Source organism: Salinibacter grassmerensis (assembly GCF_947077765.1).
GTDB lineage: Bacteria > Bacteroidota > Rhodothermia > Rhodothermales > Salinibacteraceae > Salinibacter > Salinibacter grassmerensis.
On record NZ_CAMTTF010000004.1, the window covers coordinates 129,565 to 141,786 of the forward strand.

Sequence of the window (12,222 nt, forward strand, 5' to 3'; positions counted from 1 at the left end):
ACTGGATGCGGGATCACGGCCGAAAAGATGAAGAAGAGATGCAATTATATAAAGCGGCCCGCGGGGACAAGGTTCACGGCAAAGAGGAGGGGCCCTGAAGCGGGTGGGCGACGCGCTGAAAAGCCCCGGAGCACGCGCCGGGTCCACCGCGCGGAGAGACGTCCCGACTGATCCGTCCAGGGGGCGGCCTAATCCGAGAGGCGATCCTGCACCATTTCTCGCACGCGGTTGCCGTCCACTCGGCCGCGCAGCTCGTCCATGGCGCGCCCCATGACCGGCCCCATGTCGGCCATCGAGGTGGCGCCCACGTCGTCGATGATGGCGTCAAGCCGCTCGGCCAGCTCTTCGTCGCTCAGCTGGTCTGGCAAATAGTCCTCGAGAACCTCAATCTCCTCCCGCTCTTTCTGGGCCAGGTCGTCGCGATCCGCCTCCTCGTACTGTTCGATCGAGTCGCGGCGCTGCTTGACTTGCTTCTGGACGACGGCCAGTTCCTCCTGATCCTCGAGGCTGGAGTCGGACCCCGACCGCCGCTTCGCAATCTCTTTGTTGGCGAGGGCCGCCCGGAGCGATCGGAGGGCGCGCCGGCGCACGTCATCCTGCGCCTTCATGGCGTCGGTGAGGTCCTGCTTTACACGGTCGAGAACGGAGTCGGACATGATTTGCGGTCGGAGATGACTGGAAGGGGATGAAGGGCGGGTACCTAAACAGGCCATGTGCTCTTTCAGCGCCGCTGCGGGTCATCGGTCGGGGGCATCCGTCGCCGAAGCAGCAGTTTCGGAGGACGATAGATGGGTGTCGACCCACGTCCGGGCTCGGCGGCGCACCGCCTGGGCATCGTCCTCCTGCAGCACCTCACGGCCGAGGCCTTTGGCCGCGTCGTACTCAATTTTCCGGATGATCCGGCGCACAGTGGGCAGCGACTGGGGCGAGACGCTCAGGGTATCGACGCCGAGGCCCAGCAGCACCGGCACCGCCTGGACGTCGCTCGCGATTTCCCCACAGACCTCCACCGGACAGCCGGACATCCGGCCCGCCTCGACGACGCGCAGGATCAACCCGAGGACGGCCGGGTGCAGCGCGTCGTGCCGCGCCGCCACCTGTTCGTTGGCCCGGCCCACCGCCAGCACGTACTGGGTCAGGTCGTTCGTGCCGATGGAGAAAAAGTCCACGACCTCGGTGAACGCAGGCGCCTGCAGGGCCATGGCGGGCACCTCCACCATTGCGCCGAGGGGCACATTCGGATCGTGGGGCACGCCGTTCTCCGTGAGGCGGGTACTCTCCTCGTCTAGCATCCGCCGCACGCGCCGCACCTCCGCCACGTCCGTCACCATCGGCAGTAGGACCCGGAGGGGCCCCTGTCGGTTTGCGCGCAGGAGGGCCCGCAGTTGGGGGCGCAGGAGCTCGTCGGGACGGTCCAGAAGCACCCGAAGTCCCCGCCAGCCCAGAAAGGAGTTGTCGTCGTGTGCCCCAGTGGCCTGACGGGAGAGCTGATCGCCCCCTAAATCCAAGAGACGGATCGTAGCGCCCTCGTCGCCGGCGGCCTCAATGACCCGCCGGTACGCATCCACCTGCCGTTCCTCGTCGACCGAAAGCGAATCGCCATCGGCCAGCAAAAACAGTTCAGTGCGAAGAAGCCCAATGCCGTCCGGCGGGTCGGCCTGGAGCAAATCGAGGTCGGCCTCCAGCCCCACGTTGGCCCGCAGGGTGACGGTGTGGCCGTCGGTCGTTCGGAGGGGACGGCTGGGCTCTTGCTCCCCACCTTCTGTCGCGGTCGACGCGTCGGCCGCTCGCCGTCGGTAGTCGTCTACAGTGGACGGATCGGGGCGGGCAATCAGACGGCCCTCGTCCCCGTCGACAATGACGCGATCTCCCGACGACACGGTCTCTAGTGCCTCCCCGGCCCCGACGAGGAGGGGCAGCCCGAGCGCCTGGGCGACGATGGCCGTGTGCGAGGTGGGTCCCCCGCGGGCCGTGACGCCCCCCAGAAGGTTATGGCGTCGGAAGTGAAGCAGGTCGGTGGCGGTCAGGTCCTGGGCGGCCACCACCGAGTGCGCATCGATGGGGGCCGCGGCCGCACTTCGTTGTAGCGCCCGCAAGAGACGGCGCTCAAGCTCTCGGAGGTCGTCGGCCCCGGTGCGCAGGTGGGCGTCGTCGCTGTCTTCGAGTCGTTCGCGGTGGGCCGACAGCACCTCCTGCACCGCCGCCCCCGCCGGCTCTTTCTCGTCCTCGATACGTTGCCGGACGGCTTGCAGCACGTCTTCGTCGCGCAGCATAAGGGCCTGCGCCTCGAAAATGGCGTCGGCATCCGGCACCAGGGCGTCCGGCGCCAGTGCGCGAACGGTTTCCAGCTCCTGCTCGGCCCGTTGTACGGCGTTGGCCAGGCGATCCAGTTCTGCGTCCACCTCGTCCGGCGGAATGGAGTCTCGCTGCACGGGGGGGGCAGAGGCCTCGTACCGGTACGCGGTGCCGATTGCGATTCCGGGCGCTGCACCGGTGCCTTCAATGAGGAGTTCGTCGTCGGAGGTAGACTCCGGGGGCGTCTCTTCCATGGCATAAGTGACTGGCAGTGGCGGCCTGCACTGAGTCCGGCCTCATGGCTCGAACAGGCCGGATTAGAGCTCTTCTCCGAATCCATCCTCAAAAAGCGCCTCGATCGCGTCGGCGGCCTCGTCCTCGTCCGCCCCCTCCACCAGGAGCGTGAGCGTCGCGCCCTGCTCGGCGGCGAGGGTCATGACCCCGATGACACTCTTCCCGTTGATCTCGTAGTTGTCGCGTCGCAGGAACACATCCGCGTCGAATTGGGACGCGGTCTTGACGAGCATCGACGCCGGCCGCGTGTGCAGGCCGGCCCGGTTGCGGATGGTGACTTCGCGTTCAATCATGGGGCGTTGAAGGGGGAACGGCGGCGGGCGATCCGCCCACCGGACTCCATTCTGGGGCTCTCCGGCGGGGCAACCGGCGACGGACAGTGGCAACGGTCAGTACTCACGCGCCTGCAGACGATCGAGGAGCCAGTGGAGCGCCTCCGCTGCGGCCGTGTCCGGGAGGAGGTGCAGATGGTCTCGGGCCTCCTCTGTGTACGTGCGGACTGCCTCCCGGGCCTCCTCGAAAATGCCAAGCTCCGCCATCCGCTCACGGGCCTCCGGCACGTCGTCCACCGGAAGCCCCCCGTCGGTCACGAGACGTGCGAACCAGTCGTGCTCCCTCCCCTCGGCACGCTCCAGGGCGCGCAGGGTCAGGAACGTTTTCTTGCCCTGCACGAGATCGCCCCCCACTCCACGCCCCCACTCCTCCTCATCGTCGGCGGTGAGGTCGAGCAGGTCGTCCTGAATCTGAAAGGCCCGTCCCACCAGCCGGCCGGCCGTGCCGAGGCGATCACACTCGGGCGCCGGGGCCCCTCCGATGACGCCCCCCAGCTCGAACGCGGCCGAAAGGAGTGCCCCGGTCTTGCGGTCGATCATGTCCAGATAGGCCTCCACCGTCACCGCGTCGTCGGTCTCGAACGACGCGTCGAGGGCCTGGCCGGCACAGAGCCGCTCCACCATTGGGTGGTACACTGCGTAGAGGGCCTCTGCGTCCGCTCCGTCCACCTGGCCCAGCAGGTCGTAGGAGAGGCCCATCATGAGGTCTCCCGCAAGGATCGCCGTACCGGGGTTCCATTTCGCGTGCACGGTTGCGCCCCCCCGTCGCTCCTCGTCTTCGTCCATCAGGTCGTCGTGGACGAGCGTAAAGTTGTGAAACACCTCCACGGCGAGGGCGGCCGGCAGCGCCCGGTCGACGGACGTGCCGTACGACTGGGCCACCAGGAGAAGCAAGATGGGGCGCACACGCTTCCCGCCGGCCCGCAGCACGTGCTCCACGGCGTCGTAGAGCGAGGCGGGTGATCGCTCGTCCACCACCGCCGGCAGGGCCTCATCGATGCGCGCCCGCAGCGCCGCCACACGTTCATCGGACGACACGCTCTGCGTGGAGGAAGCCATTGGGGAATCGGGGTCAGCCAACGTGCTCAACAATCGTGCTCGGTGCAGCCCCTAGCGCTCAAGGGCATCCAGCGCCTCCTCGATGCGCCCGAAGACCTCTTCGATCCCTCCGGTCCCGTCCACCGGGACGAGCAGGTCTCGCTCTTCGTAGTACGTAGCCAGCGGCTCCGTCTCCTCGCGGTACACGTCGAGCCGGTTCTGGATGGTGTCAGGCTCGTCGTCGGAACGCTGGACGATGAGGTCCGAATCTACGTCGTCGGGGGGCGGGTCATGGTCGAGGTGATACGTTTCTCCCGTTTCCTCGTGGACCCGGCGCCGACTGAGCCGGCGCACGAGCACATCGTCGGGCACCTCCATGCTGAGGACGGCGTCGAGGGGCGTCTCGTTCGACTCCGAGAACTCGGTCAGCCACTCCGCCTGCTGGTCGGTACGCGGGTAGCCATCGAGCATGAAGTCGTCGTGGCCCTCGTCGGCGATGGCCTGTTCGGCGAGATCACGGACCAGCGCGTCCGGCACCAGCTCCCCCGCGTCGATGTAGGACTTGGCCTTCGTGCCAAGCTCAGTCTCCTGCGCCATGGCCTCTCGGAGGATGTCTCCGGTCGAGATTTGGGTGATGCCGTGGCGCTCTTCCAACAGCCCGGCCTGCGTGCCTTTTCCGGCACCCGGCGGGCCAAAAATGATCAGTCGCATCTGTGTGGGTCGGTCGTGCAAAAGAATGCGTGGACGGGGGTCTGGCGCACCCTCATTCGAAGAGCTCGTCCTCCAGTCCCGCTACGTCGGTGTCGTCGAGCCAGGAGAGGATTTGATCGCGGATCACCTCGCGGGCCACGAGGCGCACCACAAACCCGAGGCTATCGCCCAGGAACCCTCCGCCGGAGCGACTCGCCGAGGATGACTCTTCCCCATCGCCCCGGTACACCACGAGGGGGGCGCGCCCTCGCAGGGCCTCCTCCACGGCCTCGCCCGGCGTGTCGCCCGTCGCCATCGCCTCCTCCACCTCCGTGCGGAGGGCGTCGATATATTGATCCAGCAGCTCCGCGTGCTCGGGCCGCCGCGAACGGCCTCCCCCGACGAGGGCCCCCACCGCCACGCCGGCCGCCAGCATGCCGCCGACGCTCTTCAGCGGGTTCTGGACGACCCAGTCGCGCAGCGACGAGCCGGTGGTGGACACCTCATCCTGAAGCGAGTCGAAGCGGTCGGCCATGGCGTCCGCTGTTTCTCGAAGGCGCGCCTCCACATCCGCTCTGGTCGAGTCCGAGTCCATGGGGCAGAAAGGGTCGTAAAACAGATTAGTCGAAAAGGCCTGGCGCCTGGGTGCCCACTACGCCTCTATATCTGTATCGGGCGCGGAAGTGCGCGTCTCGGAGGCGCCCGCCTCGTCCACCGCGGCCGAGGCGGAGCGGGCCGAGGGGCCCTCATCCGACGCGGCCTGTTCTCCACGAAGAGACTCCAACAGGTTGGACGGCGGCATCAGGGTGGGCTTCGTCACGCGGAGGGTCACGATGATCAGGATGAGCGCCACCGACACCGCGAGGAATCCCCAGAACGGATGCCCAAGCAGCCACCCCACCCCCAGTGCCACGGTCGTCAACGAGAAGAACGCGGCGAAGAAGGCAAACACGGCGACCGTGAGCCCAAGCGCCAGGTCGTTCTTAAACGCGTCGAGCCGCTCCTCCACCTCCAGAATCGCAAGGTCGGCCCGCAAGTCAATCCACTCTCGGAGGTCCGTGAAGAGCCCCTGTGTGTGGGCCGCGATGCGACTCACCTTGCCGCCGTCGGGGGACTCCTCCACGGGGCGTTCGGCGTTCGGGGCCGACGGGCGGTCGTCGAGGGACTCCATGACCGAGTAGGGAGACGTGAAGCTGGAAAGGTGGAGAGTGATAAGATACCATATTCTGCGGAAGACGCAAGTGAATTCACCGTACAACACCAGCGGTCGTTCCACCGTGAACTCACCTGTACGGTCCCCGTTTTGCGACATCTGACGTCGTCTCTTCTCCCTTTCCCACCGACCCCGGTTCCAGAACCCCCATGGCCACCACGCAGGCGGAGTCGACCCCCAACCCGAACAGCCTCAAGTTCACGACGGACGAGGGCCCGTTTCTCGACGACGGCGTGGCCGCGTACTCCTCAGCGGACGAGGCCGCGGACGATCCCCTCGCCCGCCGTCTCTTCACGGTGTCGGGGGTAGACGACGTGTTCATCACCCCCCAGTTCGTCACCGTCTCGAAGGCCCCCGCCGTCGACTGGAGTCGCGTGAAGCCGGACGTAGAGACGATTCTGGCCGAGCACCTGGAGGCGGCGTAGCGTCAGCGCAGGGCCCGCACGAAGTTGGCGACGGCCTGTCCCCCATCGTCCGCGAGGGGCGGGAGGTGAAGGTCGCCCGGCGTGCGGAGCGGCCAGGTCTCGGGCAGCTGGTCGTGCAGCGGCTCGCGGGCCACGACCGCGCCGAGCACCGACCGGTGGTCGTCAATCCAGTCGCCGACCGCGTCCAGGTCCCCGTACTCCGTCCACCGAAGGTGCCCCTCGGGGCTCGGCTCCGTCGGATCGCCCCGGCTTACGAGAAACTCAAGGCCCTCGGCGTAGGCCCGCGGCTCGTCCCGGGCCTCGAGGAACGCCTTCTGCATCTGGAGGGCGCCCGGCGTATCCTCGTGCGCCGGGAAGACGCCGCGAAAGCGCGCCATCGCTTCGAGGTACGGGTCCGGGGACAGGTCGCTCGGGGCCCATAGGAGCGCGAGCCGCCGGTGCCCGCCGCCCTCATAGAGCAGCGCATCCTCCGCCAGTCCGCCCTGAGCGTCGTCGCCCTCGTGCCCGTCGAGGACCGCCACAGCGCGCTGGGAAGGACGCACGAGTCGACGGTCGTCCGCGATGTTGTGGTCGTCGCACGCCTCGCGGACCGCGGCGGCGCCCTCTCGGGCCGGCTGCGCCGTGACCGCGGAGGCGCGTTCGAGGAGGGCCCCCTTCTCCACAAACGCCGCGTCGATGCCGTCGGCCCGGTCCATCACCGCTTGCGCAAACGCGGGAAGCAGGGCGGGCGAGACTTCGGGCGTGTGTCCGAGGTACGTGTGCCCCTCGGCCCACACCGCCACGGCGTCCCGGAACCCCACGAGGGGGCCGGACGGGCCGTGCAGAACGCCCACCGTCGTACGGGCCTCCGGGGCTCCGTCGCCCAGCCACTCGGCAAGGGCCTCGGGCGTGAGGCGCTGCATCCACCGGTTGAGGGCGTAGTCGAGCGCCTCTTCGGTCCACCGGTTGGGCGCCTCCAGGGTATCGGCAACGGCCGTTTCGCGGGGCGGATGGTCCGGCTCCCGCCAGTCCGCGGCGGCGTCGGCAATGGCGTCGATGCGGGCTTGCTTCGAGCTCACGTACACATGGGGTAGTCAGGGAGACACGACACGTGTTTTGCTGCGCCCTGCACGCGCACCCCGGCACCGGTTGTTCCTCCTTCACGCCCTCCACACGTCGGCCCGCTCTGAATCACCGGCGGTCCCCTTCCGTACGACCGGGCGGAGTGTCACTGTCCTCCCGCGATTTCCGACTGCTTATGCGCCAGTTCGACGTTCCCACGTTCTACAAAAGCCCCATCATCTCGACGGTCACGGACGCGCGCCAGGCCACCGACCCGCGCAAAAAAGACCTGTCTCCATCGGTGATCGACTTCGGGCCGGTCCGCTTTAAAATCGCGCGCCACTTCGGCTTCTGCTTCGGAGTGGAGCAGGCCATCGAGATCGCGTACGAGGCGCTGGACGAAAACCCCGGCAAACGGATCTTCCTCCTCTCGGAGATGATCCACAACCCGCACGTGAACGAGGACCTGCGGGACCGCGGAATCCAGTTCCTGCGCACCACACAGGGGGAGCAGCTCATCCCGTTCGACGAGCTGGAGCCCGACGACGTGGTCATCATTCCAGCCTTTGGCACCACGCTGGAGGTGGAACAGGAGCTCGAAAAGCACGGGGTCGACACCGAGACCTACGACACCACCTGCCCGTTCGTCGAGAAGGTGTGGCGCAAGAGCTCCCAGATTGGGGATGACGACTACTCGATCGTGGTCCACGGCAAGCGGTACCACGAGGAGACGCGCGCGACGTTCTCCCACGCGAAGGAGGAGGGGCCGGTGGTCGTCGTGCGAGACATGGAGGAGGCGGAAGAACTGGCGAAGGTGATCCGGGGCGAGAAAGACGCCGGCTTCTTCTACGACTACTTCGAGGACAAGTACTCGGAGAACTTTGACCCGGAGCAGGACCTGCGGAAGCTGGGCGTGGTCAACCAGACGACCATGCTGGCGGAGGAGACCGCCGCCATTGCGGACCTGATGCGCGACGCCATGATGGAGCGCTACGGCGAGGCCAACGTCGAGGAGCGCTTCGCCGACACGAGCGACACGCTCTGCTACGCCACCAACGAAAACCAGAACGCCACGAAGGTGCTCATCGAGGACGGGGCCGACCTCGGCATCGTCGTGGGCGGCTACAACTCCTCGAACACGAGCCACCTCGTGGAGCTCTGCGAGGAGCACATGCCGACCTACTTTATCCGGGACGCCGGCGAGTTCGACGCCCCGTCGGAGATTCATCACTTCGACGTCCACGCGAAGGAGGAGGTCGCGACGGACGACTGGTTTCCCGCCGAGGACACGCCGGTCGACGTGCTGCTCACCTCCGGGGCCTCCTGCCCCGATGCCCTGCTCGACGAGGTCGTCCGCAACATCATCAGCTGGTTCCCGGACGCCCGTCCCGTGGAGGAGGCCATTGCTCCTTTCAAGGAGGACTTGGACGACGGGTAGGTGCTTCTCGTTGACCACTGCACTGGGTGACCGATCACGTTGGGGGCGACCGCGGTCGCCGTTCCTCCCCCGTCTTCTCCCTTCTCTCCACACATGCCCTGGTACGAAGAGTGGTTCTGGAGCGACGCGTACACCCGCGTCTACGACCACCGAGACGACGCGGAGGCCGAGCGGCTGGTCGACCTGATTGAGCAAAAGATCGCGCCGGCCTCGGGGGCCCACATCCTCGACATCGGCTGCGGCCGGGGCCGGCACGCCCGGGCCCTCGCCCGGCGCGGCTGGCACGTGACCGGCCTCGACCTGTCGGAGGCCGCCATCGCGGCGGCGCGGTCGAGGGTGGCCGGCGACGACCTCGACGTGAGGGCCTCCTTCCAAGTGGGCGACATGCGCACCCCGGTGTGCGATGGGTGTGCGGACGGGGTCGTCAACCTGTTCACGTCCTTCGGCTACTTCGACGCGGACGCTGAGAATGAGCGCGCCCTCGCGGCCATGGCGACGGCCCTGCGGCCCGGCGGGTGGTTCCTCCAGGACTTCCTTAACGCCCCCCACGTTGCCGAGTCGCTGGGGCCCTCCGAGTACGAGACCGAGGATGGACACACCATCCACCAGGACCGCTGGATTGAAGACGGCCGTGTTAACAAGAAGATCACCGTCCACCAGAATGGCCACACGGAGACCTTTCAAGAGAGTGTGCGCCTGTACACGCTGTCCGATCTGACGGACATGCACGCCCGAGTGGGCCTCGAGGTCGTGGAGCTGTTTGGGGACTACGACGGGGGCAGCTACGTCCCCGGCGAGAGCCCGCGCCTCCTGCTTCACGCCGTACGCCCAACGTGACGAAGGCAGTCCGTGCGTCTCCAGCCGTGGCGCACACTACTCTCAAGGGAGGCTCTCGCCACGCGGGGGCCCGAGACGGAGACGCAGTGCCCGTTTCGTGAAACATCCGATCCCTCCGTCTGGACATGCGGCCTCTTTTCTTGTATTCTGTGGGTTCCCGTTGCCAGAACCATGAGGGAAACCCTTCCTGCTCTCTCGAACGTCGCTCATCGCAAGTTGATACCGCCCATGGACACCGCGCTCAGCTACGCCGACCGCCACGCCGACCGGTTCGTCAGCGAGCTTCAAGAGCTCCTGCGCATCCCGTCGGTCAGCACCGACTCCGCCTACGACGACGAGGTGGAGCGGGCCGCCCAGTGGCTCACCGACCACTTCGACGGCATCGGGATGGAGCACACCGAGATCATCGAGACCGACGGCCATCCCCTCGTCTACGCCGAGCACATCACCGACCCCGACAAGCCGACCGTCGTCGTGTACGGCCACTACGACGTGCAACCGCCCGACCCGCTGGAGGAGTGGTCCACCGACCCGTTCGAGCCAACCCGGCACAACGGCGCCCTGCACGCCCGCGGTGCATGCGACGATAAGGGCCAGATGTTCATGCACGCGAAGGCCGCCGAGGCGTACCTGTCGGCCGAGGGCGACCTTCCGGTCAACCTCAAGTACATCATCGAAGGCGAGGAGGAGACCGGCTCGATGGCGATCGAGACGTACGTCCGCGATCACGGGGAGCGGCTCGACGGCGACGTCGTCCTCGTTTCGGATACGGCCATGTTTTCGCCGGAGACGCCGTCGATCACGTATGGCCTGCGCGGGCTGGCCTACGCCGAGATCACCCTGGAGGGCCCGAACCGCGACCTCCACTCCGGCAACTACGGCGGCGCCGTGGACAACCCGGCCAACGCGCTCAGTCGCCTTGTCGCCGGCCTGCACGACGACGACCACCACATCGCAATCCCTGGGTTCTACGAGGACGTGCGCGACCTGACGGAGGCCGAGCGCGAGACCTACGCCGACCTCCCGTTCGACGAGGCGGCCTGGCGGGACACCATCGGCATCGACGACGTGCGGACCGAAGGGGGCTACACAACGCTCGAATGCCTCTCGGCCCGCCCCACACTCGACGTCAACGGCATCTGGGGCGGCTACACCGGTGAGGGCGCCAAGACGGTGCTGCCGTCCCAGGCCCACGCCAAGCTCTCGATGCGCCTCGTGCCCGACCAGCAGTTGGGGGACATCTACGACAAGCTGGAGGCCCACCTGGAGGCGGAAGTGCCCGACACGATGACCTTTTCCATGCGGCGGCTGCACGGGGGCGAGCCGGTGCTCGTCGACCGGTCCGCCCCGCCAATGCAGGCCGCAAAGGACGCGATGGGCGAGGTGCGCGGCACCGATCCGGTCTTCGTGCGCAACGGCGGCACGATCCCGGTGGTGGCGGACTTCCAGAACCACCTGGGCCTGGACAGTGTGCTTATGGGGTTTGGGCTCGACTCCGACGCCATCCACTCCCCCGACGAGCACTTCGGCCTCGACCGCTTCCACCAGGGCATTCAGGCCATCATCCGGTTCCACGACCACTACGCCGCGATGGCCTAAACTGCCCCGGTGGACGCGTGCCGCGCTTCCACTCTCGTGTTTCTTCGGGGTCGGGTCCCCGGTCGGGATGGGCGGCCGGGGGACGGTGCGGCCCGGAACCTGAGGGATGATCTACGAATTGAGCCCCCTCGGTATCCACAGGGCCGCCCGCCGCACCTCTTCGGGGCCCCGGCGGATTCAACCGCACTCTTGCCCGAGTGGCGGAATTGGCAGACGCGACGGATTCAAAATGGTGTGTCGGATTCTCATAAACTACTACAAAACATAGACTTACAAAAATAAAAACCGCAAAGGGGTAGTCCCTTTGCGGCGCTTATAACTACGTTGGCGGTGTGGTGGAATTGGCAGACACGCGGGATTCAAAATCCTGTGGGGTTTGTAGCCCCGTGTGGGTTCGAGTCCCACCACCGCTACTTCTTCGCCACGGTCTTCGCTGCGTGCTCTCCAACGTTGCCCAAAGCGTAGATCCCTGCCGTCCACTTTACAAGTTCAACCCAAAGCTCCGGCGGCAAGATACCGACTGTTAAAAAGGTGGTCGCCGATACGAAGACAATTAGCGTTACTTGGAGCTTTCTCGACTTTAGTTTTTCGGTGTAGTCCATAGGATCGTTAATTTAGCGTTCTAAGCGGCTGAAGGGCAGGGGCTTACCGATGCCCTTTCCCCCGCTTTTTATAATCTTTTGTTGGTTATAAAGGTAGCCCAAATACTACTGCCAAAATAGCGTGGATAACAAAAAGCCCACCTACGACGTAGTTAATCCAACGAGAGTTTTTATTTACTTTCTCTTTCAAATCGGACTGGCTTTGTATACGCTCTTCTTGCGCTGCGTTGGACTGTTCGAGGCGGCGCAAGCGCCCGTTTATTTCGTCCATCCGATCTGCTATTTTCTTTTTTCTCTCGTTTAGCCTTTGCAGGCTTTGAATTACTTTCTGCTCGTTGTCCACTTGGTTTGGCTTGAATTATGCGTTCAAGTTTCGAGCATAGCCGCTCTTCCTCGTCGGCAAGCTCTTGTTCAAATT

General features: G+C 66.0%; 14 protein-coding genes and 1 tRNA gene. 5 read left to right on the forward strand and 10 right to left on the reverse strand.

Annotation, left to right across the window (positions count from 1 at the left end; translation table 11 throughout):
• Nucleotides 1-188: 188 nt before the first annotated feature.
• From OJB03_RS10635 to OJB03_RS10665, 7 genes are all read right to left on the reverse strand, one after another.
• Nucleotides 189-656: a GatB/YqeY domain-containing protein gene (locus OJB03_RS10635; protein WP_263787258.1), complete on the reverse strand. Its 468-nt coding sequence runs from the start codon at nucleotides 654-656 to the stop codon at nucleotides 189-191.
• Nucleotides 657-737: 81 nt separating this feature from the next.
• Entirely contained in the window at nucleotides 738-2,549 is a 1,812-nt protein-coding gene (gene ptsP / locus OJB03_RS10640) for a phosphoenolpyruvate--protein phosphotransferase (RefSeq protein ID WP_263787259.1), read from the reverse strand.
• A gap of 63 nt (nucleotides 2,550-2,612) precedes the next feature.
• Nucleotides 2,613-2,882, reverse strand: a complete 270-nt coding sequence (locus OJB03_RS10645; RefSeq protein WP_263787261.1) for an HPr family phosphocarrier protein — start codon at nucleotides 2,880-2,882, stop codon at nucleotides 2,613-2,615.
• A gap of 96 nt (nucleotides 2,883-2,978) precedes the next feature.
• Nucleotides 2,979-3,980 (reverse strand): polyprenyl synthetase family protein, encoded by a 1,002-nt coding sequence (locus OJB03_RS10650; protein ID WP_263787263.1) that lies wholly within the window; start codon nucleotides 3,978-3,980, stop codon nucleotides 2,979-2,981.
• A gap of 51 nt (nucleotides 3,981-4,031) precedes the next feature.
• Nucleotides 4,032-4,670, reverse strand: coding sequence for an adenylate kinase (locus OJB03_RS10655; protein WP_263787266.1), 639 nt, complete (start codon nucleotides 4,668-4,670; stop codon nucleotides 4,032-4,034).
• A gap of 52 nt (nucleotides 4,671-4,722) precedes the next feature.
• A complete protein-coding gene (locus tag OJB03_RS10660; RefSeq protein ID WP_263787268.1) occupies nucleotides 4,723-5,244 on the reverse strand; it encodes a hypothetical protein in 522 nt (173 codons plus the stop codon).
• 57 nt (nucleotides 5,245-5,301) lie between these two features.
• Nucleotides 5,302-5,820, reverse strand: a complete 519-nt coding sequence (locus OJB03_RS10665) for a phage holin family protein (protein ID WP_263787270.1) — start codon at nucleotides 5,818-5,820, stop codon at nucleotides 5,302-5,304.
• 191 nt (nucleotides 5,821-6,011) lie between these two features.
• On the opposite strand from OJB03_RS10665, the gene OJB03_RS10670 reads away from it, so the two are divergent.
• Complete coding sequence (locus tag OJB03_RS10670) at nucleotides 6,012-6,287, forward strand: NifU N-terminal domain-containing protein (protein WP_263787272.1); 276 nt, start codon at nucleotides 6,012-6,014, stop codon at nucleotides 6,285-6,287.
• A gap of 2 nt (nucleotides 6,288-6,289) precedes the next feature.
• On the opposite strand, the gene OJB03_RS10675 is transcribed toward OJB03_RS10670, so the two are convergent.
• A complete protein-coding gene (locus tag OJB03_RS10675; RefSeq protein WP_263787274.1) occupies nucleotides 6,290-7,345 on the reverse strand; it encodes a hypothetical protein in 1,056 nt (351 codons plus the stop codon).
• 179 nt (nucleotides 7,346-7,524) lie between these two features.
• Between OJB03_RS10675 and OJB03_RS10680 the strand changes: the two genes are divergently transcribed.
• The 4 genes from OJB03_RS10680 (at nucleotide 7,525) to OJB03_RS10695 (ending at nucleotide 11,615) form a co-directional block, all read left to right on the forward strand.
• On the forward strand, nucleotides 7,525-8,766 hold the full coding sequence (locus OJB03_RS10680) for a 4-hydroxy-3-methylbut-2-enyl diphosphate reductase (RefSeq protein WP_263787276.1): 1,242 nt from the start codon (nucleotides 7,525-7,527) through the stop codon (nucleotides 8,764-8,766).
• A 93-nt stretch (nucleotides 8,767-8,859) separates the two neighbouring features.
• Nucleotides 8,860-9,603 (forward strand): SAM-dependent methyltransferase, encoded by a 744-nt coding sequence (locus OJB03_RS10685; protein ID WP_263787278.1) that lies wholly within the window; start codon nucleotides 8,860-8,862, stop codon nucleotides 9,601-9,603.
• Between the two features lie 228 nt (nucleotides 9,604-9,831).
• Nucleotides 9,832-11,202, forward strand: a complete 1,371-nt coding sequence (locus OJB03_RS10690; protein ID WP_263787280.1) for a dipeptidase — start codon at nucleotides 9,832-9,834, stop codon at nucleotides 11,200-11,202.
• A 326-nt stretch (nucleotides 11,203-11,528) separates the two neighbouring features.
• Nucleotides 11,529-11,615 (forward strand) — tRNA-Leu (locus OJB03_RS10695).
• Here OJB03_RS10695 and OJB03_RS10700 read toward each other — a convergent pair.
• Both OJB03_RS10700 and OJB03_RS10705 read right to left on the reverse strand, forming a co-directional pair.
• Entirely contained in the window at nucleotides 11,613-11,804 is a 192-nt protein-coding gene (locus OJB03_RS10700; protein WP_263787282.1) for a hypothetical protein, read from the reverse strand. The genes OJB03_RS10695 and OJB03_RS10700 overlap by 3 nt on opposite strands.
• An 85-nt stretch (nucleotides 11,805-11,889) precedes the next feature.
• Nucleotides 11,890-12,147, reverse strand: a complete 258-nt coding sequence (locus OJB03_RS10705; RefSeq protein WP_263787285.1) for a hypothetical protein — start codon at nucleotides 12,145-12,147, stop codon at nucleotides 11,890-11,892.
• Nucleotides 12,148-12,222: the final 75 nt, after the last annotated feature.